35 protein-coding genes are annotated in these 25647 nt (G+C 44.2%); 33 read left to right on the top strand and 2 right to left on the bottom strand.

Going from position 1 to position 25647, the window contains the following annotated elements; translation table 11 throughout:
• Positions 1 to 4 precede the first annotated feature (4 nt).
• The 18 genes from Ami103574_RS04450 to Ami103574_RS04535 all read left to right on the top strand — a co-directional run bounded on the left by Ami103574_RS04450 (position 5) and on the right by Ami103574_RS04535 (position 13879).
• Complete coding sequence (locus tag Ami103574_RS04450; RefSeq protein WP_163065478.1) at positions 5 to 442, top strand: phage tail tube protein; 438 nt, start codon at positions 5 to 7, stop codon at positions 440 to 442.
• Complete coding sequence (locus tag Ami103574_RS04455; RefSeq protein ID WP_163065479.1) at positions 442 to 744, top strand: hypothetical protein; 303 nt, start codon at positions 442 to 444, stop codon at positions 742 to 744. The genes Ami103574_RS04450 and Ami103574_RS04455 overlap by 1 nt, the downstream gene beginning before the upstream one ends.
• Before the next feature lie 23 nt (positions 745 to 767).
• Positions 768 to 1064, top strand: coding sequence for a hypothetical protein (locus Ami103574_RS04460; protein ID WP_163065480.1), 297 nt, complete (start codon positions 768 to 770; stop codon positions 1062 to 1064).
• A gap of 57 nt (positions 1065 to 1121) precedes the next feature.
• The gene (locus tag Ami103574_RS04465; RefSeq protein ID WP_163065481.1) at positions 1122 to 1961 is read left to right on the top strand and encodes a DUF4352 domain-containing protein; all 840 of its coding nucleotides are present in this window, start codon (positions 1122 to 1124) and stop codon (positions 1959 to 1961) included.
• A 100-nt stretch (positions 1962 to 2061) separates the two neighbouring features.
• The gene (locus Ami103574_RS04470) at positions 2062 to 2811 is read left to right on the top strand and encodes an SHOCT domain-containing protein (protein ID WP_163065482.1); all 750 of its coding nucleotides are present in this window, start codon (positions 2062 to 2064) and stop codon (positions 2809 to 2811) included.
• 63 nt (positions 2812 to 2874) lie between these two features.
• Positions 2875 to 5496, top strand: a complete 2622-nt coding sequence (locus Ami103574_RS04475; RefSeq protein ID WP_163065483.1) for a phage tail protein — start codon at positions 2875 to 2877, stop codon at positions 5494 to 5496.
• A 12-nt stretch (positions 5497 to 5508) separates the two neighbouring features.
• Positions 5509 to 5853, top strand: a complete 345-nt coding sequence (locus Ami103574_RS04480; protein WP_163065484.1) for a DUF6711 family protein — start codon at positions 5509 to 5511, stop codon at positions 5851 to 5853.
• Positions 5854 to 5857: 4 nt separating this feature from the next.
• On the top strand, positions 5858 to 7396 hold the full coding sequence (locus Ami103574_RS04485) for a hypothetical protein (RefSeq protein ID WP_163065485.1): 1539 nt from the start codon (positions 5858 to 5860) through the stop codon (positions 7394 to 7396).
• Entirely contained in the window at positions 7396 to 7827 is a 432-nt protein-coding gene (locus Ami103574_RS04490) for a hypothetical protein (protein ID WP_163065486.1), read from the top strand. The genes Ami103574_RS04485 and Ami103574_RS04490 overlap by 1 nt, the downstream gene beginning before the upstream one ends.
• Positions 7828 to 9018, top strand: a complete 1191-nt coding sequence (locus Ami103574_RS04495) for a hypothetical protein (protein ID WP_163065487.1) — start codon at positions 7828 to 7830, stop codon at positions 9016 to 9018.
• Between the two features lie 11 nt (positions 9019 to 9029).
• Positions 9030 to 9413, top strand: coding sequence for a hypothetical protein (locus Ami103574_RS04500; RefSeq protein ID WP_163065488.1), 384 nt, complete (start codon positions 9030 to 9032; stop codon positions 9411 to 9413).
• Between the two features lie 74 nt (positions 9414 to 9487).
• Positions 9488 to 9721, top strand: a complete 234-nt coding sequence (locus Ami103574_RS04505) for a hypothetical protein (RefSeq protein WP_163065489.1) — start codon at positions 9488 to 9490, stop codon at positions 9719 to 9721.
• A gap of 145 nt (positions 9722 to 9866) precedes the next feature.
• Complete coding sequence (locus Ami103574_RS04510) at positions 9867 to 11228, top strand: Kelch repeat-containing protein (protein WP_163065490.1); 1362 nt, start codon at positions 9867 to 9869, stop codon at positions 11226 to 11228.
• Between the two features lie 135 nt (positions 11229 to 11363).
• Entirely contained in the window at positions 11364 to 11945 is a 582-nt protein-coding gene (locus tag Ami103574_RS04515; RefSeq protein WP_163065491.1) for a M23 family metallopeptidase, read from the top strand.
• A 9-nt stretch (positions 11946 to 11954) separates the two neighbouring features.
• Positions 11955 to 12176 (top strand): hypothetical protein, encoded by a 222-nt coding sequence (locus tag Ami103574_RS04520; protein ID WP_163065492.1) that lies wholly within the window; start codon positions 11955 to 11957, stop codon positions 12174 to 12176.
• Positions 12166 to 12414, top strand: coding sequence for a phage holin (locus Ami103574_RS04525; protein WP_163065493.1), 249 nt, complete (start codon positions 12166 to 12168; stop codon positions 12412 to 12414). The genes Ami103574_RS04520 and Ami103574_RS04525 overlap by 11 nt, the downstream gene beginning before the upstream one ends.
• A 131-nt stretch (positions 12415 to 12545) precedes the next feature.
• Positions 12546 to 13199, top strand: a complete 654-nt coding sequence (locus tag Ami103574_RS04530; protein WP_163065494.1) for a stalk domain-containing protein — start codon at positions 12546 to 12548, stop codon at positions 13197 to 13199.
• 158 nt (positions 13200 to 13357) lie between these two features.
• A complete protein-coding gene (locus Ami103574_RS04535) occupies positions 13358 to 13879 on the top strand; it encodes a manganese catalase family protein (RefSeq protein ID WP_163065495.1) in 522 nt (173 codons plus the stop codon).
• Between the two features lie 91 nt (positions 13880 to 13970).
• Here the strand turns inward: Ami103574_RS04535 and Ami103574_RS04540 are convergent, their stop codons facing one another.
• Positions 13971 to 14372 (bottom strand): ImmA/IrrE family metallo-endopeptidase, encoded by a 402-nt coding sequence (locus Ami103574_RS04540; protein WP_163065496.1) that lies wholly within the window; start codon positions 14370 to 14372, stop codon positions 13971 to 13973.
• A 49-nt stretch (positions 14373 to 14421) separates the two neighbouring features.
• Positions 14422 to 14901, bottom strand: coding sequence for a transcriptional regulator (locus Ami103574_RS04545; RefSeq protein WP_163065497.1), 480 nt, complete (start codon positions 14899 to 14901; stop codon positions 14422 to 14424).
• Between the two features lie 159 nt (positions 14902 to 15060).
• Between Ami103574_RS04545 and Ami103574_RS04550 the strand changes: the two genes are divergently transcribed.
• The 15 genes from Ami103574_RS04550 to Ami103574_RS04615 all read left to right on the top strand — a co-directional run bounded on the left by Ami103574_RS04550 (position 15061) and on the right by Ami103574_RS04615 (position 25647).
• Positions 15061 to 15342: a DUF739 family protein gene (locus Ami103574_RS04550; RefSeq protein ID WP_246213226.1), complete on the top strand. Its 282-nt coding sequence runs from the start codon at positions 15061 to 15063 to the stop codon at positions 15340 to 15342.
• 113 nt (positions 15343 to 15455) lie between these two features.
• Positions 15456 to 15887 carry a phage tail terminator family protein gene (locus Ami103574_RS04555; protein WP_163065499.1) on the top strand — a complete coding sequence of 144 codons (432 nt, stop codon included), beginning with the start codon at positions 15456 to 15458 and terminating at the stop codon, positions 15885 to 15887.
• A 4-nt stretch (positions 15888 to 15891) separates the two neighbouring features.
• The gene (locus Ami103574_RS04560) at positions 15892 to 16083 is read left to right on the top strand and encodes a hypothetical protein (RefSeq protein WP_163065500.1); all 192 of its coding nucleotides are present in this window, start codon (positions 15892 to 15894) and stop codon (positions 16081 to 16083) included.
• A 1-nt stretch (position 16084) separates the two neighbouring features.
• On the top strand, positions 16085 to 17392 hold the full coding sequence (locus Ami103574_RS04565; protein ID WP_163065501.1) for a phage tail sheath family protein: 1308 nt from the start codon (positions 16085 to 16087) through the stop codon (positions 17390 to 17392).
• A 22-nt stretch (positions 17393 to 17414) separates the two neighbouring features.
• The gene (locus Ami103574_RS04570) at positions 17415 to 17891 is read left to right on the top strand and encodes a phage tail tube protein (RefSeq protein WP_163065502.1); all 477 of its coding nucleotides are present in this window, start codon (positions 17415 to 17417) and stop codon (positions 17889 to 17891) included.
• 126 nt (positions 17892 to 18017) lie between these two features.
• Positions 18018 to 18446, top strand: a complete 429-nt coding sequence (locus Ami103574_RS04575; RefSeq protein ID WP_163065503.1) for a phage tail assembly chaperone — start codon at positions 18018 to 18020, stop codon at positions 18444 to 18446.
• Positions 18447 to 18472: 26 nt separating this feature from the next.
• Positions 18473 to 18619 (top strand): hypothetical protein, encoded by a 147-nt coding sequence (locus tag Ami103574_RS15660; RefSeq protein WP_170295608.1) that lies wholly within the window; start codon positions 18473 to 18475, stop codon positions 18617 to 18619.
• 10 nt (positions 18620 to 18629) lie between these two features.
• Positions 18630 to 20570: a tape measure protein gene (locus Ami103574_RS04580; RefSeq protein WP_163065504.1), complete on the top strand. Its 1941-nt coding sequence runs from the start codon at positions 18630 to 18632 to the stop codon at positions 20568 to 20570.
• On the top strand, positions 20570 to 21226 hold the full coding sequence (locus Ami103574_RS04585; RefSeq protein ID WP_163065505.1) for a LysM peptidoglycan-binding domain-containing protein: 657 nt from the start codon (positions 20570 to 20572) through the stop codon (positions 21224 to 21226). The genes Ami103574_RS04580 and Ami103574_RS04585 overlap by 1 nt, the downstream gene beginning before the upstream one ends.
• Positions 21219 to 22190 carry an XkdQ/YqbQ family protein gene (locus Ami103574_RS04590; protein ID WP_207710522.1) on the top strand — a complete coding sequence of 324 codons (972 nt, stop codon included), beginning with the start codon at positions 21219 to 21221 and terminating at the stop codon, positions 22188 to 22190. The genes Ami103574_RS04585 and Ami103574_RS04590 overlap by 8 nt, the downstream gene beginning before the upstream one ends.
• Positions 22183 to 22605 (top strand): DUF2577 domain-containing protein, encoded by a 423-nt coding sequence (locus Ami103574_RS04595; RefSeq protein WP_163065506.1) that lies wholly within the window; start codon positions 22183 to 22185, stop codon positions 22603 to 22605. Before Ami103574_RS04590 ends, Ami103574_RS04595 begins: the two co-directional genes overlap by 8 nt.
• The gene (locus tag Ami103574_RS04600; RefSeq protein ID WP_163065507.1) at positions 22602 to 23006 is read left to right on the top strand and encodes a DUF2634 domain-containing protein; all 405 of its coding nucleotides are present in this window, start codon (positions 22602 to 22604) and stop codon (positions 23004 to 23006) included. Before Ami103574_RS04595 ends, Ami103574_RS04600 begins: the two co-directional genes overlap by 4 nt.
• Positions 23006 to 24058, top strand: a complete 1053-nt coding sequence (locus Ami103574_RS04605; RefSeq protein WP_163065508.1) for a baseplate J/gp47 family protein — start codon at positions 23006 to 23008, stop codon at positions 24056 to 24058. The genes Ami103574_RS04600 and Ami103574_RS04605 overlap by 1 nt, the downstream gene beginning before the upstream one ends.
• Complete coding sequence (locus Ami103574_RS04610; RefSeq protein WP_163065509.1) at positions 24051 to 24617, top strand: YmfQ family protein; 567 nt, start codon at positions 24051 to 24053, stop codon at positions 24615 to 24617. Before Ami103574_RS04605 ends, Ami103574_RS04610 begins: the two co-directional genes overlap by 8 nt.
• Positions 24595 to 25647: a glycine-rich domain-containing protein gene (locus tag Ami103574_RS04615; RefSeq protein ID WP_163065510.1), complete on the top strand. Its 1053-nt coding sequence runs from the start codon at positions 24595 to 24597 to the stop codon at positions 25645 to 25647. Before Ami103574_RS04610 ends, Ami103574_RS04615 begins: the two co-directional genes overlap by 23 nt.

Consider the following 25647-nt stretch of genomic DNA (forward strand, 5'->3'; position numbering starts at 1 on the left):
TAAAATGAGTGATGATGTACGCAGAGCGCTAGGAACCAAGCTGAAAATAGGCAAAACCACTCCTGTGGCGGTGGCGGGGCTGTCCTCTATCGGGGGGCTGGAGCTGTCAGCCGACACAATAGATACAACTACGCTGGATAGTGATGGAGGATACCGAACTTTTATTGCTGGATTTAAGGATGCAGGAGAGGTATCTTTGGAAGGCTTCCTGATCCCGGCCACGGGAAAGGGACAAAAGGAATTGTACGACCTGTTTGAGAGCGGGGAGGTAGACGATTTCGTGATTGAGTTTCCTCCTGAAACAGGTACGAAATGGGAATTTAAGGGTGTTGTAACAGGGTTCTCTACGAGTGCAGATCTGGAGGATCCTCTGGCCTTTTCTGCAACGATTAAAGTCAGTGGCAAGCCAACCCTGACGGTGGGAACAGGAGGTAGCGGATAATGGGATATACACCGATTGAATTGGACAAGGTCCGAAATTTCAGATATGGTATGAAAGCCATATCACTAATAGAAAAAAAGTTGAAAGCACCCATCGCCAAAATTGATATGGACAGTTTGACTATGGAAGAATCGGCAACCTTGGTTTGGGCTGGACTTGCCCATGAGGATAAAAACCTCACACCAGATAAGGTGATGGATCTTATTGATGATTATTCAACCCTGACTGAAGTTATGAAGGCTATGGAGACGGCAATGGAGGAGGCTTTCGGTGTTGCGGAAGAACCGGGAAAAAACGAGTAGAGGGCGGCGGGGAAGAGTTCAGCGTGGCCGGAGCGCTGGAGCTTGCCGCCCATATCGGAATCCCAGTAACGGAGTTTTGGGAGATTACGCCCTTTGAACTTTCTATAGTGGCGAAAGGCTATGCAAAACGAAAAGCAGAAGAGCAGAAAGAAAGCATTGCTCAAGCATATCTGATCTCTCGGTGGGTATGGCAGAAGAAGATTAATATTAAGAAGATATTTGCTTCCGATGAGAAAAAAAAGCCAATGACAGATGATCAGATGCTGGAACGCGTGAAAGCGCTTAATACTGTTTTCGGGGGAATAGTTGAGGAAAAATAAACATTGCACTCTAATGCTGGAATATGTTACCATATAAAGTACTTGGAGGTGTGTATTATGAAGAAAATTTTATGTCTAGTGTCTGTTTTAATTATGGTATTTACACTTATATCTTGCGCTCAAGGAGAGGATGCAGGTTCTAAGCAAAAAAAGCAGGCAGATAGCAGAACGTTAGCTGAGATGGTCTCAGTTTTTCAAGAAAAAGGGATTGATGGAGAAGTAGAGGAGCCATTATTTCAGTTAGTGGGGGCAAAGGCAGGGGCCATATTTTATATGGAAAATTCAGTTGTGAAGATTTATGAATTTGAAAGTGAAAAAGACTATCAAAAACAAAAAGCTGAATATACAATCCTGGAGGACATGCCTGTTAATGGTAAATTTGCTTTAGAGACCAACAGTGAGAAAGCTGAAGAATTGTTTTCTTCTATTGACCTGGAATTAAAAATACTCGCTGAATTAAAGAATAGAGAGATTCCGACGGTAAGTATAGGAGAGGTGATTTCAGACGATAGGGCAGAGGTGACTATAAATAAAATAGAGTTTTCCTATGATGTTCTCCCAGATAACACGAATTCATTCTATACGCATTATCCAGCAGAATCCGGAAAAGTATATATTCATGTAGATACAGATGTTAAAAACATTCAGAAGCAAGAGCTTAATTGTGACGAAGTCATGTCGGTAAAAATAGATTATGATAATGGCTATAAATACACAGCTTTTTCAGTACCAGAAGATTCTAGTACTGGATTTGGTTATTCTACTAGCATAGCACCTCTTACTTCCCTTGGTGTGCATTTTATGGCGGAGTGCCCTCAAGAGGTGGAGGAATCTCAAAAACCAGTAAAAGTCATTTTCCTTCTAGGCAATGATGAATATGAATATGTGATCAGATAGAAGATTTGGCTATAAAGTACTCTGAACAAGAAAATATATGACGGTATGTTGTATAATAGTGGAAAAGGTGTTGTTATTTTTAGTGAGGTGGTGTACTATTATGGGAATTTTCTTGGTAGAAAAATGCAGTTTGTGTGGGAATACGGATCAAGGCGCAGATATTGCAGATGGTTACCTATGTCGGAGTTGTCTGAAAAGGTGCGGGCCTTTTCTACCTCATCTGGCACTAAAAACAAAAAATTTAAAACAAGCGGAAAAAGCGATGAATCTTAATGAAATAAATAAAAGCCGACTTTCGGAGTTTTCGGCAACAAAAGTAATTGGGCAATGCGCAGAATTTGATGAAAATAATCGATACTGGATGGGATTAAGGAACGGACCTACGAAGTCATGGCTAGATCCTATAGTATATAAATTTGATGATATTGTTAATTTTGAATTGCTTGAAGATGGTGAGAGCGTTACAAAAGGCGGTTTGGGCATGGCAGCTATTGGAGGTCTTGTATATGGGGGCGTCGGAGCTATAGTTGGGAGTGTTGTTGGCAAAAAGAAGACGAAATCGTCCGTTAACAGTTTGAAAATTAAAATTACCGTGAGAAACAATGACGACCCAGCTGCTTATATTGATATTTTTAACAAGAAGTTGATGGCAGACTCTTCTCTATATAGACAATATTTTAGCGAAGCGCAAGAAATTTTATCAATGCTATCAATTATAACGGAATCAAATAAACCTTGTGAACCAAAAACATCTGTTGCTGATGAATTGTTAAAATTTAAGGAATTACTTGACGCAGGCATATTGACACAAGACGAATTTAATCGTGAAAAAGAAAAACTTTTAAAATAAGATTTATTAAAAAGCACTCTTCTAGGGGTGCTTTTTCTATTGCCTGAAAGGAGGTGAAAACAGGTGGCGAAAAGTAATTTTATAGTAAGAGGCGGAGCTGACTTCTCTGGCATTAAGAAGGGCCTAGATCAGACCCAGAAGTGGCTAGCTAGTTTTCAGAGCAATATCAGTAGATCATTGAAAGTCGCGGGAACTGGCATTAAGAAGGGCCTAGATCAGACCCAGAAGCGGCTAGCTAGTTTTCAGAGCAATATCAGTAGATCATTGAAAGTTGCGGGAGCTGTCTTGGGCGGCCTAGCAGTTGGTAAACTTGTTAAAGATTCTACGGCTATGGCCATGGGCGTTGAAAGTGCTATTGACAATATTGGCCGAAATATGGGCAGCTCCTCTGCCGCCTTTAATAAATGGGCGGAAACCCAATCAAAAGCTTTTGGAATGGCGAAGGCCGATGCTTACAAATACGGCTCCACCTTTTCCAACCTCCTCAGCAGTTTTTCGGGAAGCACAAAGCAAACAGCTGATAGCACTCAGGAGCTGATGAAGGCTGCCGCTGTCATATCAAGTAAAACAGGTAGAAGCTATGAAGACACGGCTGAAAGAATCCGATCTGGTATGCTGGGATCCACCGAGGCGATTGAGGACTTAGGTGTTTACACGAATGTTTCTATGATTGAGAGTACAGATGCCTTTAAAAAGTTTGCAAACGGTAAGTCTTGGGCACAGCTTGATTTCCAGGTGCAACAGCAGATAAGACTTGCGGCGATACTAGAGCAGACCTATGCTCGTTACGGAGATACCCTGGCTGATACCACACAGACCAGGCAAGCCATGTTTATTGCGAGCCTGAAGAATATCCAGCTGAATCTCGGACAGGCTTTTTTGCCTATATATAATGCCGTGCTACCGGTACTAACAGCACTTTCGAATAAGATAGAGGCGGTGACTTCTAAACTCAAATACTTCACCCAAGCGATTTTCGGAAAAGCTGTAGCAGGGCCAGTAGCTAAAACGGAAGAACAGGCTGCCGCAATCGCTGGAGTAGGAGATGCAGCAGAAACCGCAGGAAAAAAGGCAGCGGCAGCAGGAAAAAAGGCAAAAGGTTCTGTTGCTGGATTTGATGAAATCAACTCCCTTGCTGATCCATCCGATTCGTCCGGAAGCGGAGAGAGTTCCTCTGGGGCCGCCATCGCAGAACCGGTTACTGATATTGAGGTGGGGGAAGACACAAGTGTAAGCTCAGACTTTGAAAGTGCGATTTCTGCCATGAAGAACCGAATAGGGGAAATCAAATCGTATATTGATACATATTTGGCGCCGCCATTTCAGGAAGCGATAGAGTTGATAAAGCCCAAAATTGGAGAATTTCAATCTATTTTAGCAGGAGTATGGGCCGACATAGGAGCCCATGGTGCTCCGTTAAAGAACTGGTTCATGTCAGACTTTACACCTTTTTTACAAAACGTAATTAAGTCGATGGGCATTGTTGTTTCTGGACTTTTTGACAGTTTTAATATGGTCTTTTCGGACATTTGGAAACGTGCGGTATATCCCACTTTAACCAACTTTATATCTGTTGGATTGCCAGTGCTTACAGACTTCTTAAATAAAGCTGTAAGTCTCTTTACAGTCCTATTTGAAGAAGTAAAGAAAATCTTTGATATGATATGGTCTGAGGCGGTTGCTCCGGCGTTAAGTCTTGTAACTAAAATCTGGATTGATACGGTCAATGTTATTGCAGCGACCTGGAATGAATATGGAAACCCAATCTTTGAAGGAATAAAAACAGCGTTTACACTAGTAGGAGAACTACTCAGGACTGTATGGGAAACCACTTTGAAACCGGTATTCGATACATTCATGGAAACGGTAGATTGGCTCTGGAGCAAACACCTCAAACCGCTGCTCAGTAATGTTACGAGTTTGGTGGCTGAATTTATTGTCTGTGCCCTAAAAATAATCAATGAATTTATTCTGCCGCTTGTAAAAGAGTTTGTGGAGAGATTTGGTCCGCCGATAGCTGTAGTATTTGGCACAATAGTAAGCGTACTAGGTACTTTTCTTGCCGTTGCCGCTGACGTGATTGGCGCTGTAATTACGGTGCTTAAAGGCCTTATCCAATTTATCACGGGTGTCCTTACAGGAGACTGGTCCAAGGCATGGGAAGGGATAGTAAACATATTCAAGGGAATCTTTGAAGGAATTGGCGGTATTGTACACGGCGTGGTGAACATCGTTATTGATCTCATTAATGGGATGATACAAGCTGTAACCGTCGGGCTAAACTACGTCATTGATAAACTGAACTCGATCCAGATATCTATTCCAGATTGGGTTCCGGATATTGGCGGCAGAACCTTTGGAATTAATATAGATAAAATCACAGCCCCAACAATCCCTAAACTTGCAAAAGGCGGCATTACAAATGGCCCGACATTGGCTATGATTGGAGACAATCCTGGAGGTCGGGAAGTTGTTTCTCCTCTTGACGATCTTACAAACATGATAGCCAGTGCTGTGGGCAGTGCCATGATGGGGGCGATGCAGTTTTCCGGAGCCGAACCTGAAAGAGGAGACGGGGATATTATCATAAACCTTAATGACCGAGAATTGGCCAGGGCCTCTTTAAAATCGCTGAACAAAGAAGCTACACTACTTGGATATAAACCGATTCTACAGACCATATAAGGAGGGGAGAAAATGTTAAAAATAAAAGGAATAGATATGCCAACTCCTTCCGAGCTGAAGGTTGGTATTCAAGACCTTTCTAAGGCAGAAAGAGCCGCTAATGGGCAGATGTTTATTGAGCGGGTTGCCACCAAACGAAAACTGGAGCCGACCTGGCAGTATCTATCTAATGACGATCTAAGTAGGTTATTTCAAGCCGTTTCGGGTGTGTTTTTTCAGGTAGAATACATAGACCCTCAGGATAATGCAAAAAAGACGGGAACCTTTTATGCAGGAGACCGAAAGGCCGGGGCGTTGGATTATCGCAACGGTGTTATACGATATAAAGATATTTCCGTAAGCCTGGTGGAGAGGTGATTACATGCAGTCATTAAGTCAAAACCCATACAGCCCCGAAAGATGGTCAAATATCAAGGTTAGCTTTGAGCTGGTTGACGTTGATGCGGCGGAGAATGCAGCCGCTTCCGTCACGAGTGAAGCGGCAATATCGGAGCTTGCGCAGACCCATGATCGAGTAGATGGTATGGACAAAAGGCTAGCATCACTTGAACATAATTACTTCGTCCTGGATGGTTCGTATATTCTACCTGATGAAAGGGATAACGGACAGGTTGGATGGTGGAGCGGAGAAATGTCAGAAGCTGATGGCACTTTCACTAACCCACAAGTATTGGAATTTAATTTTACTTCGGGCCAATCCTCCATCGGTTTTACCATAGTGTTCGATGATAAGGCATATCAGTACGCATCAGATTTTTCCGTAGAAGCTTACGACGGCGACGGCGTGCTCCTGGGTGAGGACGTTGTAGCAGGAAACAACCAGACTGTGTATATTTCTGATACTCCGGTAGATGGATACAGAAAAGTTAAGCTTACCTTCTTAAAAACCCCTATTCCATATCGCCGAGTACGAATCGCAGAAGTGGTCTTTGGTATAGTGCAGATGTTTGACGACACCAATACAACGGAGCTGAATCTTCTGTATGAGATTTCTCCGTGGATGGAGAATATCCCAACTAATGAACTTTCTATAACTGTAGAAAACCTTGATCGGCGCTACAACATGATTAACCCTCAGGGAATCTATAAGTATCTGCAAGAGGGTCAAGCACTGGATATCGCAATAGGTGTCGGTGAGACCCAGTATTCAATTGAACAGGTCAACATGGGGAGAGTTTACTATACCTCCTCCAGTGCCGAAGATAAATCTATGACGGCAAAGCTATTGGCCCACGACTGGTTCTATTTCATGGAGGGTATCTGTCGAATTGGAACTACCGGGACCTGGGTAGTTGCTGAGGCGGTTGCGGCGGTAATTGTAGATAGCGAACTGCCAATTATGACTAATATTCCAGCCCCCGTGGGAGCAAGAATCATAGGCAGGTGCATCCCACCTGATGTCACGCATAAAGAGGCTATTCGGCTAATTGCCCAGGCAGCTGGAGCGGTCTGCTTTTTCAATCGAGAGGATGAACTGGAATTTGTAGAGCTCGCACTAAGTACTACAGCGGATACCTTAGATAATAGCAAGCTTACCGAGCCCGCCAAGGTGTCGGTAGCGGACCGTATAAACAAGGTGGAGGTTACTTCTCGGGATGAATACGCTGATATAGAGGCGATTTACACCGCCTCAAACAAGGAGGCGGGGGAAGTGGACAAAGTACAGACTGTCAACAATCCGCTTGTAATTAGTTCCGATACGGCAGAATGGATTTTGGACGTTTTACAGAAGCGAATTACTTACAGCCTTCCAGAGAGGGGCAACCCGGCTCGGGAGGTAGGAGATACCGTCAAGATTTATGATGCTTATAACGAGAATCGAAATGCCATTACAACCCAAGAAGAATTTTGGTATAGTGGGTACTTAAAGGCCAACACAGAAGCATGGGAGGGGATGTGATGCCGCTGATACAACCAATTACAAATCGTACCTTGGCAGACGTCATCTATGCCGATGCCAGGCCGGACAATCAGGAAGCAAGCAAGGGAGCTCTAAATTATACGGACCTAAATCGCATTGAGAGCAACTGCGCCTATCTGGCCGGGCAGCTCAATACCTACGGGTATAGCATTGACATAACAGTCAAAACCGACTGGATTATGCAGGACTTTCCATACCAGGGGCAGATAGACCGAATCCGGCACAATGTGGATGCCTTGCTCGACGCCCTTTATCGTCTGCCGGATAGCCCGCAAATTCGATACTGGAATAGCCTGGATTGGAATGATATAAATAGCTTAGAGCAGAACCTTAAAAATATAGATACATTGCTACAGCGCATGGCCGCTGTTTTTTTACGCTGCGGCGACGCTCATGGAGGTGACAGATAAATGAAAGACGGAATTATAAAGGGGGAAGGGACTAGTAGGCTCCTAAAGGCTCCGGCGACGATACCCACGACTTTTGCGGAGTTCCGGACCGCTTTAATCAACGGGATGTTGCCGATAGACCTTTTATATAACGCTATCGGCTGGGACGTAGAAGGAACGGCTCTTAATAAGGCTAACCTGCTCACAGACACCGTGGCGGACGCCCTTGGTCTGGAGAGCGATGAACCTACAGTAAACGAAGCCATAAACGCACTGCTGGCCGTGGCGACTTCGGCGCGAAACGGTCTCATGTCCGCTACAGATAAGGTTAAACTGGATGGGGTGGAGGATGAGGCGAACAACTACAGCCATCCAACCAGTCCGGGCAATCGGCATATCCCGACTGGAGGCACGGTGGGACAGATACTGCAAAATACAGCGGGTGGTACGGCGACATGGCAGGATTTAGAAGCAGTAAAAACTAAGGTTTCTGAAGCTGTCCGCACTCTCTACGGCCTGACAGTGGGGGATGCCAATGTAGAGAAAGCACTTCAGGTCTCGATGAATCTGATAAATGTATTGAACAGCATTAGCTATAAGTACGAAACATTTACTTCTAACAGCGCGTTTACAGTACCTGCTGGGGTTACTAGCGTTTACCTAGTAGGCTGTGCTGCGGGCGCAGATGGCAATAGAGTGTCAAGAGCGTTAGCCGGGGAACCCTGTATGTTTGAAAAGTATACAGTAACCCCAGGACAGTCGATTCCCGTAACCGTAGGAGCCGGAAATACCGTATTTGGGGTACTTAGGACACTGCTTGCAGGTAGTCGTGATTTGAGCAGCAATATTTCATTTGGCTCGACCATCCTTGGACTGGATGGAGTTCGAGGCGTGGGGACTGAAGCCACACCTCCAGCAAAACCAGTTGGGTTTGAAAATGTGGCGGCAGGCGGAATTTTTAAACTCAACTACCCCCATTTTTTTAGAGGCCTGGATTTCAAAATAGGAACGGCTTTGGGTGGGGCTGGAGGAACCTCTGTTGACAGATACCCTGGATACGGTGGAGTTTTTGGGATGGGAGGGAGTGTCGGAGGCTATAGTGGGTTTGGAGGTGCAAATGCAGGCGGCTTCGGTGCGGGAGGAGGAAGCGTATCGGCGGCAGGCTCAGCGACTGGCAAAGGCAGTCCGGGATTTTTGATAGTTTTATACTAAGGAGGAACAGCATGTTTGCGCAAGTATTGAACCACAATCATATCGTATCGCTAATAGGTGGTGCAGAAATGGGCTTACCCATTAAAGATGAAAGGGTAAGCTGTATAGACATTGGGGAGAATCCACAAGGGGTACAAACGGGTATGCTTTACGACCCACAGCAAAAAAGTTTTAAATGGGACATTACCGAATTAAGCTTAGAAGAACGGCATGATGCGCTATCTATCCAGTATATCCATGAAAAGTATAGCTATGACGACGAAAATAAGATTATGCGGGAATACCTATCTGACATGGAAAACGAAACGTACAAGCAAGTGTTTGAGGCATACAATGCCTATGTGCTTAAATGCAAGCAAAAGGCCTATAAAGAAGTTTATGGAGAGGAAAAATAATCAGTTAAAATCACGCAATGAAGCGTGTTTTTTTAATACATTTTTTAAGCCGAAAGGCAGAAAGAGAGGTCATTATGACTAAGGAAGAAAGAGCAAAGCAGAAAGAGTTCACAAAGAAGTATGATGCAACTATCAGACAAATTGCGGTTGCAGAGAGCAAAGACATGAGTGTGGCTGAGGACATGCTTAAGTATGAGATCCGTGTGCGCCTAGGTATGCAGAAGAGAGAAGACATCTACAAAGGCATTCCAGAAGTTTTCAACTGGAAGACGGCAGAAGCAGACTACATGGAACTGATCAAGAAGTAGGAATGATAGGGGCCTTCGGGCTCCCTGTTGTTAAAGTATAAATCTTAATTGTATAATAGAAAAATATGTAAAAACAGAATTGAAATAAATGTGGAAACATGAAACAATATTGTTAAAATATACAATAAAGAAAGAAGGAAACAATATGAGACGATTTATAGCAATTTTAATGACATTGTGTATGGTACTAGGCATGTCGAGTGTGAGTGCTTGGGCGGCAGAAGCGGAAGGATGGCAGACTAAAATGATGATGCCCACATCTCCATATCGATTTGACACTTGTGTAGTAGGAGATCGCATTTTTGTTCTAAGTGGAGAAAAGAGTAATTTGGTTACAATTTATAACACTAAAACCGACACGTGGAAAATGGGAACTCCCATGCCTGAAATACCAGACTCCACTATGGCTGTTGCCGTAGGAAATAAAGTATATGCTATATGCAGGAATACTGCTCTTGGTGGCTTTATGCAAATATATGATCTATCTACAAATACATGGACAGTTGAGAAGAATATGTCTAACTTAAAAGAAGGTATGGGCGTGGCTGTTATTGGAGATAATTTATATATGCCTACTTGGAATTATTTAGATTCCACAACAAATATGTCAATATATGATACGGTATCAAAAACGTGGATAAGCAGTGAGAAAAAAACTCCTATAAAAACTGCCATGTATGCGGTGTGTACACAGGGGACAAACATTTATTTGGTTGGGGGAAGTGATGATAGTCGTGCGTTGCAAGTGTACGATTCAACGGCAGATACATGGAAAGTTTTAAAAAGCATGCCAACGGCCAGGAAGTATTTAACTGCTGTTGTGGTAGATAATAAAATTTATGCAATGGGGGGAGAGCTTAAAGGTGTTACTAATGTGGTGGAGGTTTATGATATAGGACAAGACAGTTGGAGTAAGGGGGTACCCATGCTTATAGAGAGACATAGTTTCTCGTCAGAAGCAGTTAATGGAAAGATTTATGCAATAGGGGGGAAGGGAACCTCTGGAAGTTTAAATTCAATAGAAGCTCTTCAAGTAGGAAACCCAGATAGTGAAACATCTAATAAATTATCCGTATTATTAAACACCACCGAAAACGTCCAGCTCAGCACAGCTTTTGACTTAGCCAACAACCAGAACTTCACCTGGTCGTCTACCAACGATGCTGTAGCCACAGTGGACAGTAATGGCAAAGTAACCGCTGTCAGTGCTGGCGATACAGATATTTATGCTGAGAACGCAGATGGCACTTTTAAGGAGTATATCCCTGTGAAAGTGGTAGAAGGAATTGCAGATGAATTACGTCTGGCGGTTCACTTAAAAGCGGGAGAGAAAGCAAAGCTATATCTGACAGACGACCCCAGTCTAGTAACCTGGAGTTCTATGGATGAAAGCATTGCGACAGTGTCTGCTGAGGGGCAAGTTACAGGTGTAAAGAAAGGTCTAGCTATCGTTAAAGCAGAGCTAGAGGGTGAGACTTATCAAATCTATGTACGTGTAAATGGATAATTTATAAAACAGTCAGAGCCACGGAGCAATCCGTGGTTTTCTTGTATCCAGAATTTTTATTATAACTGAAAACCGGGCACGCGCATGCGTGTCTTTTTATATGCCTTTAAGCTAAAGGCGGAAAGGAAAAGAATTATGCAGCTACAACATCTACCATATACCCCTCTGCGCATCACATCCGGATTCGGCCCGAGAAAGACCAACATTGCCGGAGCATCTACCGACCATATGGGTGTGGACATAGGGACGGACAAAAGCAAGCCATACACGGCTACAGACGGCGGACCGGTGACGGCTGCTCTGCCCGGGACCGTAGTCAGCAGTTACTACAATAACTTGCGGGGTTGGGTGGTCCTCCTGGACCACGGCACCATAGAAGGCCAAAACATAAAAACCTTATACCAGCACCTAAAGCAAGCCGGAAGTGCCGTGGGAACAAAAGTAAAAGCTGGGGACCGTATCGGCACCATGGGCAACACCGGCGTGGGCGCCCAGCTCCATTTGCACTTTGAGTTGCGGGTTAATAACACTTGCGTAGACCCAGAGCCGTATTTGAAAAACATCAAGGAGGTAAAAACCATGGAAAATATCACATTAGATGAAGCGAAGAGAATTGTCAAAGAAAAAGCAGGTTTGGATGACAACACCATCCAGTACCTGCTTTTCTATAAGTACGGCGAAACGCTGGTGAAGAAGATTGCCGTAGCGGTGCAGTAGGGAGGCCATATGAGCACAGAATTTTGGACTGGGCTGCTCATCAGCCTGGTGTCTTACGGGGTAACCTTTGGGGCCTTTTACGGTACTGTTATGACAAAACTGAATGTCCTGGAAAAGAAGCAGGATATTCATAATGGGCTAATGGAACGGATGGTGGTAGTGGAGCAGTCCACGAAATCCGCTCATCATAGAATAGACGAATTTAAGGAGGAACATATCCATGAAAATTAACTGGAAATTGCGATTAAAAAATAAGACTACACTGTTGTCTCTGCTGGCATGCCTGGCAGCATTTATCTACCAGGTTCTGGGAATCTTGGGCATCACGGCGCCCATCTCAGAAGAGCAAGTGACACAGGTTTTCGGCCTGATTGTTAATCTGCTGGGGGCTATCGGTATCATGGTGGACCCGACCACCTCCGGGACTGGTGACAGCTCCAGGGCGCTGGAGTATAAAGAACCAAATTAAAAAAAGTACATGTAGCCGCCTTAGTAGGACGGCTTTTTTATTTGTGTAATCGAGCCTTGTCGAAATAATTAACCGCATATAGTGTCAAATAGTGGTACAATATGGTAAAAGTATATTCTAAGGAGGAGATTATGAAAAGGAAATTACTATCAACAATTTTGGCAATTGCAGTCTTTGCAGCTTCCGCTTCTATGGCCTTTGCCGGAAATATAGGAGTCAACATTAACGGCGTAAAAGTTGATTTTACCAATGACACTGGAGCTGCGTTTGTGGATAATGCAAATCGTACGCAGGTACCACTAAGGGTGACAATGGAGGGTTACGGATGCCAAGTAAGCTGGGATCAAGAAACTCAAACGGCCATAGTTACAAAGGACAGTAATAAAGTTGAGGTGCCTATTAACCAAAATTACATCATAGTTAATGGGAACAAACAGGATATTGATACTGCCGCACAAGTTGTTAACAGCCGTACATATTTACCAATCAGAGCAGTATTAGAGGCTTTCGGAGCTAGCGTAAGCTGGGACCAGACTGCTCAGACGGTAGTTATAAAAACAAATACTGAAGGTACTGTACCTGCTACCCATGTTGAAAAAAACACCGCTACCCCATCGGTAACACAAGCTGAGGCAGCCTATGTTGGCAATAACGGTACAAAAAAATATCATAAATTAGATTGTAGATATGTAAACAGCATCAAGGCAGAGAATGTAGCTTATTTTAAAACAAAGTTGGATGCAACTGCTGTTGGGTATGAGGCGTGCAAAGTTTGTAATCCGTGATTATTTGCATTTGAAAGTATCAAATTATTATATTTAGCAATAATGTTCTTGAGTGATATAGAATGTTAGTTTATAATCGTGTTACAAACTGTGCAATCCTCATGCACTAAACTTCAAAAATACCGGGCATTAAACCCGGTATTTTGTATTATAGTCAGATGCTGTGTGGAGGACCCGACGGGGAACTAGGAGCCACGCTCAGATACTTATCACAGCGCTATACCATGCCATACAAAGAGTGCATCGGTATATTAACCGACATCGGTACAGAGGAAATCGGCCACTTTGAAATGATTGCAACTATCGTACATCAACTGACCAGGGGACTGACTATTGAACAGATTAAAGCGGCGGGCTTTGGTGATTACTTTGTAGACCACACTACAGGCATTTATACAGTGTCTGCAGCAGGGGTTCCTTTTGATGCCACCTGTTTTGCCTCAAAAGGAGACGCAATCACAGACTTGATGGAAGATATGGCAGCAGAGCAGAAAGCGAGAACTACTTATGACAACATCCTGCGGTTAGCCGACGACCCGGATGTCATTGAACCAATTAAGTTTTTAAGAGCTCGAGAAGTCGTTCATTTCCAGCGTTTTGGCGAAGCTCTGCGGGTTGTTCAGGATAACTTGAACAGCCGGAATTTCTATGCCTTCAACCCAGAATTTGATCGCTGCTAATAGGCAGCTTGAAACTAGACAAAAAAGAGGAAGCTTGGAGCAGCTTCCTCTTTTCTTATAAAATATGTAAAATTTCATTTGTTACCGTGCCTCAATCGTCTCTGCGAATGGGAAATTCCATGCCCAATTTTCGTTCATAATGGCTCATGCTAGCCCGGACAAATTCTTCATCCAGGTCCAGAAACTCCGCCACATCAGAGGGGGTACGGCAGCCAGCGTTAGCGGCTCGTTCAAAATGTTCGAAAGGAAGGAGCTTATCAATCGCCCAAGCCCGCGCTTTGTGCTCCTGCTTTACGTTTGAGGTATCGCTTTGGTCTAAAATATTTCCCACTGTAGTATAATAGTGGCCCAATTCCTCGGCTAGAACGCAAAGTTTTTCCCGATTGTTTATCTTATAATTAATAGCAATTTTAGCTCCTTTACACAACCCCTTCGCATTGGAACTAAAATGCTTTTCCTGAACCTGAATTCCTGCGAATTCTGCTTCTTTCATTAGATCTTCATATGTCAAAGACATCAACCCCTTAAATCATTCATCAACACTATAAATCTTCTAAGTCCTGCATCATCAGAGCAATCTGCTCTGGAGACATATCGTCATTGTGAGCGGCAATCGGCATCAGATGATCTACCGCTTTTTCTTCCTTTTCTAAATCGAGAACTTTTCTCGAATAGGTGACGATTTTTTGCTTCCCATCTGGGGAACATCGGGCATAGGTGCTCAACAAGTCCTTTGCGCCGGCAGATAGTTTGACCGGTTGCTTAAAGGAAGAAATTCGATCTCTGGGTACATCATAGCCCATGAGCCAAGCTTCATTTACGTTCAGTGCCATGCCCAATACGGCCAGCTTATCCTGATTGGGCTCCACTTTCCCCGACACATACTGGCTGATATCGGATTTATTCATTTTTACCTTATATTTCTCGCAATAAGGCATGGCCATATTTAAAATATCGATTTGGCGCAGGTTTCTCTCCTCCATCATCATTTTTAACCGCATAGAAGTATTTTCTTTTTTCATGTTGTCACCGCCTTTAATCAAAATATAGCATATATTGAACAAAAGTTCAATATAAAAAACAAAAAGTTAAAAAAATTGAATTTTATCTTGACAAAAGGATAAGCACCCTGTAAGATAGAGATAGTTCAAAACATTTAACCGAAGAAGGGAAGTCATTTGGTGTTTGATTACAGGAAATTGAGGAAAGAGATTGCTAACAAGTTTAAGACACAAGCAGCCTTTGCCCAGGCAATGGAATGGTCGGAAAGAACGTTATCGTTAAAATTAAACGGCAAAAGGTTTTGGAAACAGCCGGAAATATGTAAAGCGATACATATATTAGAAGTACCTGCGGAATCCATCCAAGAATATTTTTTTACATATTATGTTCAAAATATTGAACTAAAATCAGAAGTGGAAAAGGATTCCATTCTTGCTTCGGCTAATCAAGAGGTTCAATAAAACGGCCAAAGATATTTTCTTCTATTTCGCCCTGAGCAAGGCGTTAAAAGGCTTGCTCTATGGCCCAGGATTGGCCCCGATGCAGGGGTACGTGCAGGAAAGGAGGTGTTTCAATGTTAAATCAAATAATCGAGGGCATAACAGTTCAACTGCAGTCGGCCTTCGGCGAAAACGTGACTGTCTACAGTGAAGAGAATCAGCAGGAGCTTTTGAAGCCTTGTTTCCTCATTTCCCTGCTTCGTGCAGCCCAGAAGCCTTTTCCGGGAAATCGGTATCACCGGGAGTATTCAATGGATATTCAATACTTTCCAGGAGAGGGACAAGCACCAAATCACGATATGAATCAGATCGCTGAAAAGCTTCTAGACGTTCTAGAGTATGTGCAGACAGAGGCTGGACAAATCCGTGGCACAAACATGAGCTGTGAGAAGCGTGCCGAAGGTCTCCACTTTTTGGTCAATTATGACCTGTATGTCCGCAAGGAACGGACAAGAGAGGAGGCGATGGGTGAATTCGTTATTGCAAGCGGGATAAAGGAGGAATAAACCGATGAAAGAAAAAAAGACAGACAAAAGTGCTGGGGATAAGGCGGCGGCTTTTGCAAAGAATCAGCTCCTAGGTTCAACAAAATATGTCCACAGGCGAGATTTATTAAACGCTTTGCTGAAAGAGGACAAAACGTACACTTTGGAGCAGGTGGATGGACTGATTCAGAAATTTATGGAAGGAAAGGTGAAATAATATGGCGTTAGGCGGAGGAAATTTTACAACTCAAAACAAAGGACTGCCAGGTGCATACATTAATTTTGTATCAGCAGCCAGAGCAGATGCGCAGCTTTCAGAGCGGGGGTATGTGGCCATGGCCCTAGAACTGGAATGGGGGCCAGATGGCGAGGTATTTACGGTAGAAGCCGCAGAAGTGCAGAAGAATGCACAGAAAATTTTTGGTTACGGGTATACCCATGAAAAAATGAAGGGAATCCGAGATTTGTTTCGGAATGCCAAAACACTTTATGCGTATCGGCTGAACAGTGGTGTAAAGGCAGAGAATACCTATGCTACGGCCAAATACACAGGGACTCGGGGCAATGATATTAAAATTGTCATTGCAGCTAATGTGGATGACACCGGAAGCTTTGACGTAAAGACCCTGGTGGATAATGTTCTGGTAGATTCTCAGACGGTAAGGACTGCTACTGATCTGCTGAGCAATGATTATGTAGACTTTAAAAGTGATGGGACGCTGGAAGCTACCGCAGGAATTGGCTTGACAGGAGGCAGCAACAAGACGGCCATAACTGGTACCGATTACCAGGGATTCCTAGATAAGATTGAAAGTTACAGCTTCAATACGCTGGGCTGTCTGGCGACAGAAAGTGCGATTTGCGAGTTATTTACAGCCTTTACCCGTCGTCTCAGAGATGAGAATGGCATGAAGTTCCAGACAGTTCTTTATCGGACTGCTGCTGACTACGAAGGAGTCATCTCCGTGGAAAATGCGGTGTCAGATTCAGGATGGCCGGCTTCGGCAGCGGTGTATTGGACAGCAGGAGCGGAAGCTGGCTGCGCCATTAATAAGACCAACACTAACAAGCTCTACGATGGTGAATTCAGCCTGAATGTAGGCTATAGCCAGATTCAGCTGACGGAAGGTGTAAAAGCTGGGCAATTTATGTTCCACAAAGTGGGGGACAAGGTTCGGGTGCTAGAAGACCTGAATACCTTTGTCAGCTTTATGGAGGAAAAAAATTCAGATTTTGCCAGCAACCAGACTATACGGGTTCTGGATCAGATCGGCAACGATATGGCCGTTTTATTCAACGGCAAGTATTTAGGCAACATTCCCAATGACGAATCAGGACGAATCAGTTTCTGGAATGATATTGTTAAGCATCACCAGGAACTGCAAAAGCTTCGGGCTATTGAGGAATTTTCAGCCAGTGATGTGGTGGTGGAAAAAGGCCAGGATAGAAAAGCCGTATTTGTTACGGACCGAGTAATGCCAACAAACGCCATGACCCAGCTTTATATGGTTACGGTTATTCAGTAGAAATAGAAAGGAAGGATAGTCTATGTTAAATCATCAGATCATGAATGCAGAAGATGCAGTAAGCGGCTCCCTGGCGGAGTGCTACATCACTATCGACGGAAACCGATATAACTTCATGCAGTTATATAAGTTTGAATCCAAAGTGGAGAAGACCATCTCCGAAGTGCCTATTCTAGGCAGAACCGGTAAGGGCCACAAGGCCACCGGCTGGAAAGGAACTTGGACTGGCACGGCCCATTATAATCAGTCTATTATGAGAGAATTACTGCTGACATACAAGGAAAAGGGACTAGATGTACCTTTTGATATCCAGGTTACGAATGAGGATGAGACCTCATCCATCGGCAGACAAACTATTATCCATAAGAATTGTCTGACCTCCGGGGGCATCCTGGCTAAATACGATGCCGATGCGGAATACCTGGATGAAGATATCGAAGGAACCTTTGACGATTTTGAAATGCCAGAAAAGTTCAATTTATTGAACGGCATGCGTTAAATGGGTAAACCATATCTGTGAAATAGAGGATTACATTATATAACTTGTCGAGAGCGGACAACGCAAAGGGCGTGTCTCTTTCTGCCCGCTCCGATTTAACCCCCATCAGTAAAGGAGAATATAAACATGAGTAATTTAAATGCTTTTTTAAACCAGCACGCAAACCGTCCGCAGCACACAAGCTTTGCTGTTTCCCCACGCTTTGTAGATGAAGAGGGGCAGCCTGTAAAGTGGGAGCTGCGAAGTCTGACACAAAGTGAAAGCCAAAAACTGAAAAAGGAATGCACAAAAAGAGTTCAGGTACCTGGAAAGAAAGGGATTTTCACTTCGGAAACAGACATTGATGATCTGCTTTGCAAGATGGCAGTCGCTTGTACGGTTTTTCCAAATCTGAATGATGTGACGCTGCAAGACAGTTATCAGGTCATGGGAGCAGAAAATCTTTTGCAGGAGATGCTGCTGCCGGGAGAATATGGCAATTTCATGGAAAAACTCCAGGAGATCAATGGCTTTGATATCTCTATGGAAGATAAGGTAGAAGAAGCAAAAAACTAATCAAGGAGGGCGACTATGAGGCCAACATGGCTTATTACGTCCTCCACAAGTTCCACATCCTGCCCGGCGATTTTATGGCCTTGTCGGATGAAGAGCGAGCTTTTGTCTATGCAGCTATCAACGTCCGCCTGGAAGAAGAAAAGAGACAGGCTGCAAAGATGAAAAAGAAATGAGGTGAGAAGATTGACGACTATAAACGCATCAATCCAAATGACACAAAATATGTCGGCAGCTATGCAGTCCATTCATGGCAGTACAAATTCGGCCATAAGCAGCTTTGCAAGTCTGCAATCGGCTATTTCCCAGGCCAATATTCAAATGGAGATCGCAGTCGACAAACAAGAGGATTTTCAGAAAGAGACTGCTGGAAGTATAAAAGGGATGACGTTATTAAAAAATGCCATGAGTGGGCTTGGTGTAAGCTTAGATATTCAAAAAGTGCTCCAGCTTTCTGATGCCATGGCACAAACTAAGGCCCGTTTAAGCCTAATGAATAAAGATGAATCATCCACAGGGGAGCTGCAAAGTAAAATATTTGATTCAGCTAATCGAAGTGGGAATTCCTATGCGAACACGGCCAACGCGGTAACCGATTTGGGACTCAATGCCGGAGATTCTTTTCAGAGCAACGATGCGGTAATTGCTTTCGTTGAGCAGGTTAATAAGCAGCTTGCCTTAGGCGGAACAGCCGCGGATCAGCAGTCCAATGCCATGGCCCAGTTGTCTCAGGCTATGGCGGGAGGAGTTCTCCAGGGCGAGGCCTTGAATACCGTTCTAGATGCTGCACCAGGCATAGGACGGAGCATCGAGGAATCCATGGGCTGGGCAGAGGGTTCCATCCGTTCTTATGCAGAACAAGGTGCGGTGACCTCCCAAGTTGTAAGAGATTCCATGTTTGCCATGCAGGGAGCGACCAATGCTGCATTTAATGATATGGGCATGACCTGGCAGCAGGTGGGGAATGTCATGTCTAATAAACTGCTACAGATGTCTACACCTTTATTGGCATTTATCAATACCCTAGCAAAAAATTGGAGTATTTTAGAACCTATTGTAGTAGGCGTACTTGGTGCTCTGGCATTGTATAAAGGGGCGGTACTAGCATCAGCGGCAGCAACAGCATTTGCTAGTTTTCATACTGCCCTACTTAACATATTGACTGGAGGAACATCTTTGCGGGTGGCACTTGCCAATTGGGCTTTAAAAAAACAAGCGGTGGCGACAACAGAGGCGGCTGTGGCTCAATGGGGCCTTAACGCAGCGTTACTGGCCTCTCCCCTTACCTGGATTGTCGGTATATTACTCGTGGTAATAGTAACACTTTATGCAGTAGTAGCGTGGATTAACAAAACAAAAGATACAACTATCTCAGCTACAGGACTAATTGTGGGGGCCTTCTTTGCTTTAGGTGCTATTATTTATAACATAATTGTCGGAGTTATTAATGCGATTATGCAGATCGCATGGACTCGCTTTGCTGAACCATGGATTGGAATAATAGAGTGGGTATTAAATGTGTTTAATGGCGGATTTAACAGCTTTGGAGACGCCGTTAAAAACCTACTTGGAAATATTATTTCTTGGTTTTTATCTCTTGGGAAAGTGGCTACTAAGATTATAGACGCTATTTTTGGAACAAATTGGACAGAAGGTCTTAATGCCTTGCAAGACAAAGTTCTTAAGTGGGGAAAAAATGATAAGGCAATCACTTTGAACCGGACTGCACCGACTATAAACTCCCGATTAGGCGTAAAGAATTCATTTAACACAGGCTATGGTATGGGAGAAAATGGTGGAGATGTGCTCAAAGGTATGTTTGATCCTAGGGCACTTGATAATTTTAATCCAAATGGTGAGGAAACTGCTGCTAATGTGGCAGGCATCGCAGGCAACACCGGCAGTATGGCCGATTCCATGTCTGTCTCTGAGGAAGACATGACTTATCTGCGAGACATTGCAGAGCGGGAAGCCATCAACCGCTTCACTACGGCGGAAATCAAAGTAGAGATGGCCAACAGTTTCGGTGACGTTCGAGAGACCGCTGATGTAGACGGTATCATCAGTTATCTGGCATATAAAATAGAGGAACAGATGGCCGTATCCGCGGAAGGGGTGTATATATAATGGCTTATGAAATGCGTTTAAACGGAATGCTGCTGCCGGTGACCCCGGAGAAATTGCAGCGAAAAGTTAAAAACCAAAATGAGACGGTTACCTTGATTGATGGAAGCGAGGTAAATTTGCTAAAAGCTCCTGGACTAATGGAGATTGAGTTAGAGGCTTTGCTGCCGCAGACAATGTATCCTTTTGCTATATATCCCGATGGATTCCAACCTGCCGAATACTACCTGGATGAACTAAAACGGCTCAAGGATGACAAAAAGGCATTTACGTTCACTGTGACTAGAGAGAGCCCTTCAGGGCAGAAGCTGTTTTATACCGAAATGGAAGTCTCCTTAGAGGATTACACTATAGCGGAATCTGCCGACAACGGGCAAGATGTAATGGTGTCCATAACGCTGAAAGAATATAGGCCTTATGGCACAAAGCGGCCTCCTGTAGTTTCTGTCGACCCTCAGGGTGTTACGACTATTTCCGTCGTAGAATCTCGTCCAGCTAAAGAACCTGCGGCATCTTACACGGTAAAAGCCGGGGATAAACTGTGGGATATATGTAAAGTCCACCTGGGCGATGGGAGGCGGTATTCAGAAATTGCCAAATTAAATGGTATCTCTAACCCCAATTTAATTTTCGCAGGGCAGGTGATTCGTCTTGGCTGACATTCGGCTTTATATAACAAATAACGGAATTATTTATGAACCAGTTGTGGAAGGGGAGATCACGTGGGAAACCGAGCGGTTTGGATCCCCTGGGATACTGTCCTTTACGGTACTGAAAGATTCTGTTATCAATTTCCAGGAGGGCAATTTGGTGCAGTTATATGTAGGCGATGTGAAAACCTTTTATGGCTTTGTTTTTACCAAAAAGAGGTCTACGAGTAAAGCAGGCGCCATCAATGTGACAGCTTACGACCAACTGCGATATTTGAAGAATAAAGATGCCTATATTTATCCAGAGGCTATGACGGCTACTCAATTGATAAGGGCCTTGGCACATACTTATCGGCTTCAAGCTGGGGAGCTGGAAGATACGGGGTTCATCATTCCCAGAAGAGTGGAAAGTAACCAGACCCTCTTTGACACGATACAGACGGCGCTGGATGAAACATTGATGAGCACTAGACAGCTCCATGTGCTTTACGACGACTTCGGTAAGCTGACTCTGCGAAATCTTGAAACCATGAAGCTGCCAATTCTTATCGCTCCGGGAACGGCAAGTGATTTCGATTATTCCACCAGCATCGATTCTGGCACCTACAATCAAGTTAAGCTTTATTACGATAATCAAGATACACACAAAAGAGAGGGTATGGTCGACTTTGATCCAGTGAATATTGAAAAATGGGGTGTCCTGCAGCTGTGTGAGAGCGTTCAAAACAAGGGCAGTATCCAACAGAAAGTGAAAGATTTGTTAAAGTTTTACAACATGAAGACTCGCAGCTTGTCTGTGAAGAAAGCGTTTGGTGACATTCGAGTTCGAGGAGGTTCTGGGGTAATGGTAAGTCTGAACCTGGGAGATATCAAAGTCAACACGTACATGCTGGTGGAGAAGGTTAAACACACTATAACGGAAGAAAGCCATTTTATGGACCTGACATTGAGAGGATGTGATGCATATGTCTAATTTAGTGCAATTGATTAAAAAAGCCTCCCTGGAAGCAGGAGAGGCGGCCGGACCTATGACCGCAGGCTTTGGTAAGGTGGTCTCGGAGAGACCCTTGAAAATTCAAATTGATCAGAAAATCACATTGGATGGGGAATTCCTTCTGGTGCCAGAGAGTTTGACGGATCATCAGGTGAACATGGTCGTAGATCATCAGACTCAGCCTTCTGGAGGCTTTAGCCATGGCCATAGCGTGACTACAGATGGAGGAAGCGGCAGTGCTTCCCCTCATTCCCAGTCCAACCATGCCCACGAGTACAGCGGAACAAAGAGCTTTACGGTGCTAAATGGCTTGCGGACAGGAGACAAGGTTATTTTGCTCCGGGTCCAGGGGGGGCAAAAATATATTGTACTGGATAGAGAGGGGAGCGTATGATACCACAAATTGATACAGACCTGCAAAATGCTTTTGAACTGGCAGAGAGACAACCAAGCCGAACGTATCGGTTAGATCTGAAAAGTGGGCGAATCTTCGGCACGGTTGACCAGTTGGAAGCCATGAAACAGGCCATATATAAAATTTTGAACACGGAGCGCTACCAGTATGCAATCTATAGCTGGAATTACGGTGCAGAGTTGGCAGCCCTTATAGGTCAGCCAGCTACCTATGTCATGGCTCTGATAAACAGGCGAATTACCGAAGCTTTGACTCAAGATGATCGCATTACCGAAGTAGATAATTTCTCCTTTGTTCGAGATAAAAAGACGATTCAGGTATCCTTTACCGTTCATACCATATACGGTCGAATTGATGCCGAGAAAGAGGTGAACATCTAATGTATGAACAGATGACTTATGAATTGCTGCTACAGCGTATGCTGGACAGAGTGCCCTCTGATGTGGATAAGAGGGAAGGGAGCATCATTTATGATGCATTGGCTCCAGCGGCTGTAGAATTGCAAAATATGTATATTCAGCTGGAAGCTGTACTTAATGAGGGGTTTGCAGATACTCAGAGCCGGTCCTATTTGATTCGTAGAGCAGGGGAACGAGGGATTGTACCAGAAGCAGCGACCTTTGCCGTGCTCCGGGGGGTATTTAATAAAGATATTCCAATTGGCTCCCGTTTTAGTTTAGGAATCCTGACCTATACTGCCATAGAAAAAATGGCTGATGGCTCTTTTAAACTACAATGTGAGACAGCAGGTCAGGCCGGAAACCAGTTGGAAACATTGATTCCCATCGACTATATTGCTGATTTAACTAGAGCAGAAGCGACAGAGATTTTGGTTCCTGGGGAAGATGAAGAGACAACAGAAAAGCTGCGGGCCCGATATTATGCAAACTTGGATTCTAAATCCTTTGGAGGTAATATCCAGGATTACAAGGAAAAAGTCAACGCTTTGTCTGGAATAGGCGGGGTAAAGGTTTATCCCGTTTGGAATGGCGGGGGCACAGTCCGCCTGACAGTAATCAGTTCGGCTTATGAATCCCCCTCCAGTGTACTGGTAGATGAAGTGCAGGAGGCAGTGGATCCGGTGGGCCATACCGGAGAAGGGTATGGCCTTGCTCCCATCGGCCATCGAGTGACGGTGGGCGGAGTGAAGGAGACAGAGGTCCATATTTCTACCCATATCGTCTATCAAGAGGGCTGGAATTGGGAAGACGTAAAGGATTACGTTTTGTCAGCAATTGACCGCTATTTTATGGAGCTGGCTGGTCAGTGGTCAGAGGAAAAGAATCTGATTGTTCGAATCAGTCAGATTGAGACTAGGCTGCTAAATGTACCGGGAATCATTGATATAGCCGATACTACCATAAACGAACTTACTCAAAACCTAATCTTGGACAGCGACTGCATACCAAAGCGGGGTGATGTGATTGGATAGAAGAATCAACTTGATTGCTTATTTGCCGGAGATACTCCAGGACATAAGAGAATTTAAGACTGTAGCCGAAACAGAAAATTTAGAACTAAAACAGCTGCAAGCTGCACTGAACGCGGCATTAAATGATCTCTTTGTGGAGTCCAGCACGGAATACGGCGTAGCTCGCTGGGAAAAGATTTTGAAAATCAGTCCGAAGGGCACGAATTCCCTGGCAGAGCGGAAGTTTCGAATCCTAGCCAGATTGAATGAGCAGCTGCCATACAGCTACCGGATGCTGGCTCGGCAGTTGGCTACCTTATGCGGAGAAGAGGGGTACAGTCTAAAAGAAAATATTGAGACCTATCAGCTGATTGTCCGGGTAGCCTTGGCGGCTAAGAGCAACTTTGATGATGTACAAAAGCTTTTGGAACGGGTAGTTCCCTGCAATGTGGCTGTTGATTTGAGCCTGATTTATAACCAGTATCAAGTTTTAGAAGCATTTACCTATGGCCAACTGGAAGCTTATACCTATGAGCAAATGAGAGAGGAGCCTCTGAATGGGAATAAATTTAACGGATAATTACAAGTTAAAAAAGCCGGAAAAGAATGAGTTCTTTAATGTACAGCATCAAAATGACAACATGGATGTCATTGATGGGCAGTTGAAAGAAAATACAGAAGCGGTTTTAAAGAAGGTAGATCGCATCCAAGGCAAGGGACTGAGCACAGAAGACTTTACCACCGCTGAGAAGAACAAATTGGCGGGGGTGCCAACCAATGCTGGAGAAATGAAGATTTCTGAGGCGGTTAGGACGCTGTATGGGCTGACGGCGGCAGAAGGGAATGTGGATAAGGCGCTGAAAAAAATACCACCTAAAATGGAGGTGATACAGAGATTTACAACTTCACAGCTTTTTTTGATACCCTCAACTGTTACTAAAATTGATTTATACATGGTAGGCGGCGGACAAAATGGCGGGGACGGCGGGGAGGATACTAAAGGTTCATCAGGAAGCATAGCTTATGGTGGAAAAGGTGGTGATGGAGGGGCTATTTTGTATTTAACGAATCTTGTAGTAACCCCTAATACCACTGTAGCTATTGTAATCGGACAAGCAGGGTCTCCAAGCAGTTTTGATAAGTTCTCAACCGATGATTCTAGTTTTTTCTTCTCGAATCCGAATACACCTTCAACAAGTCTGTCCACTTTGTCAACGTACCCTAAAAACGTATTGGGTTTAAGGTGTTGCCCATTTGACGGTAAAATCTATGGAATTCCAGGAGCACCAGGGGGGTTTGCTAAATGGTACACTAAAACATATGGCGCTGGAAGTAATATAAGCTTATTCGGATTAAATAAAGTTGGCGGCAGTGGGACAATTGTCGCTGGAAAAGACCATACAAGCGGCGGAGGCGGTGCAAGTTACGAGAATAATGGTGGAAATGGATCAGAAATAAAAGGCGGCGATGGGGGAAATGCATCTCCAAACACTGGTCACGGCGGAGGCGGAGGCGGAGGCGCTACTGGTGGGGATAAATACGACGGAACTTTGTCAGGTCTAGGAGGAGTAGGTGGAAGCGGCATAGTAATAGTTAGATATTATAAATAA

Source organism: Aminipila butyrica (assembly GCF_010669305.1).
Lineage (GTDB): Bacteria > Bacillota > Clostridia > Peptostreptococcales > Anaerovoracaceae > Aminipila > Aminipila butyrica.

What these genes read in the sequence shown, in the direction of transcription:
- Ami103574_RS04450 (WP_163065478.1), top strand. Translation starts at nt 5, where the DNA reads ATGAGTGATGATGTACGCAGAGCGCTAGGAACCAAGCTGAAAATAGGC.
- Ami103574_RS04455 (WP_163065479.1), top strand. Translation starts at nt 442, where the DNA reads ATGGGATATACACCGATTGAATTGGACAAGGTCCGAAATTTCAGATAT.
- Ami103574_RS04465 (WP_163065481.1), top strand. Translation starts at nt 1,122, where the DNA reads ATGAAGAAAATTTTATGTCTAGTGTCTGTTTTAATTATGGTATTTACA.
- Ami103574_RS04470 (WP_163065482.1), top strand. Translation starts at nt 2,062, where the DNA reads ATGGGAATTTTCTTGGTAGAAAAATGCAGTTTGTGTGGGAATACGGAT.
- Ami103574_RS04480 (WP_163065484.1), top strand. Translation starts at nt 5,509, where the DNA reads ATGTTAAAAATAAAAGGAATAGATATGCCAACTCCTTCCGAGCTGAAG.
- Ami103574_RS04485 (WP_163065485.1), top strand. Translation starts at nt 5,858, where the DNA reads ATGCAGTCATTAAGTCAAAACCCATACAGCCCCGAAAGATGGTCAAAT.
- Ami103574_RS04490 (WP_163065486.1), top strand. Translation starts at nt 7,396, where the DNA reads ATGCCGCTGATACAACCAATTACAAATCGTACCTTGGCAGACGTCATC.
- Ami103574_RS04495 (WP_163065487.1), top strand. Translation starts at nt 7,828, where the DNA reads ATGAAAGACGGAATTATAAAGGGGGAAGGGACTAGTAGGCTCCTAAAG.
- Ami103574_RS04500 (WP_163065488.1), top strand. Translation starts at nt 9,030, where the DNA reads ATGTTTGCGCAAGTATTGAACCACAATCATATCGTATCGCTAATAGGT.
- Ami103574_RS04505 (WP_163065489.1), top strand. Translation starts at nt 9,488, where the DNA reads ATGACTAAGGAAGAAAGAGCAAAGCAGAAAGAGTTCACAAAGAAGTAT.
- Ami103574_RS04510 (WP_163065490.1), top strand. Translation starts at nt 9,867, where the DNA reads ATGAGACGATTTATAGCAATTTTAATGACATTGTGTATGGTACTAGGC.
- Ami103574_RS04515 (WP_163065491.1), top strand. Translation starts at nt 11,364, where the DNA reads ATGCAGCTACAACATCTACCATATACCCCTCTGCGCATCACATCCGGA.
- Ami103574_RS04520 (WP_163065492.1), top strand. Translation starts at nt 11,955, where the DNA reads ATGAGCACAGAATTTTGGACTGGGCTGCTCATCAGCCTGGTGTCTTAC.
- Ami103574_RS04525 (WP_163065493.1), top strand. Translation starts at nt 12,166, where the DNA reads ATGAAAATTAACTGGAAATTGCGATTAAAAAATAAGACTACACTGTTG.
- Ami103574_RS04530 (WP_163065494.1), top strand. Translation starts at nt 12,546, where the DNA reads ATGAAAAGGAAATTACTATCAACAATTTTGGCAATTGCAGTCTTTGCA.
- Ami103574_RS04535 (WP_163065495.1), top strand. Translation starts at nt 13,358, where the DNA reads ATGCTGTGTGGAGGACCCGACGGGGAACTAGGAGCCACGCTCAGATAC.
- Ami103574_RS04540 (WP_163065496.1), bottom strand. Translation starts at nt 14,372, where the DNA reads ATGAAAGAAGCAGAATTCGCAGGAATTCAGGTTCAGGAAAAGCATTTT.
- Ami103574_RS04545 (WP_163065497.1), bottom strand. Translation starts at nt 14,901, where the DNA reads ATGAAAAAAGAAAATACTTCTATGCGGTTAAAAATGATGATGGAGGAG.
- Ami103574_RS04555 (WP_163065499.1), top strand. Translation starts at nt 15,456, where the DNA reads ATGTTAAATCAAATAATCGAGGGCATAACAGTTCAACTGCAGTCGGCC.
- Ami103574_RS04560 (WP_163065500.1), top strand. Translation starts at nt 15,892, where the DNA reads ATGAAAGAAAAAAAGACAGACAAAAGTGCTGGGGATAAGGCGGCGGCT.
- Ami103574_RS04565 (WP_163065501.1), top strand. Translation starts at nt 16,085, where the DNA reads ATGGCGTTAGGCGGAGGAAATTTTACAACTCAAAACAAAGGACTGCCA.
- Ami103574_RS04570 (WP_163065502.1), top strand. Translation starts at nt 17,415, where the DNA reads ATGTTAAATCATCAGATCATGAATGCAGAAGATGCAGTAAGCGGCTCC.
- Ami103574_RS04575 (WP_163065503.1), top strand. Translation starts at nt 18,018, where the DNA reads ATGAGTAATTTAAATGCTTTTTTAAACCAGCACGCAAACCGTCCGCAG.
- Ami103574_RS15660 (WP_170295608.1), top strand. Translation starts at nt 18,473, where the DNA reads ATGGCTTATTACGTCCTCCACAAGTTCCACATCCTGCCCGGCGATTTT.
- Ami103574_RS04585 (WP_163065505.1), top strand. Translation starts at nt 20,570, where the DNA reads ATGGCTTATGAAATGCGTTTAAACGGAATGCTGCTGCCGGTGACCCCG.
- Ami103574_RS04595 (WP_163065506.1), top strand. Translation starts at nt 22,183, where the DNA reads ATGTCTAATTTAGTGCAATTGATTAAAAAAGCCTCCCTGGAAGCAGGA.
- Ami103574_RS04600 (WP_163065507.1), top strand. Translation starts at nt 22,602, where the DNA reads ATGATACCACAAATTGATACAGACCTGCAAAATGCTTTTGAACTGGCA.
- Ami103574_RS04605 (WP_163065508.1), top strand. Translation starts at nt 23,006, where the DNA reads ATGTATGAACAGATGACTTATGAATTGCTGCTACAGCGTATGCTGGAC.
- Ami103574_RS04615 (WP_163065510.1), top strand. Translation starts at nt 24,595, where the DNA reads ATGGGAATAAATTTAACGGATAATTACAAGTTAAAAAAGCCGGAAAAG.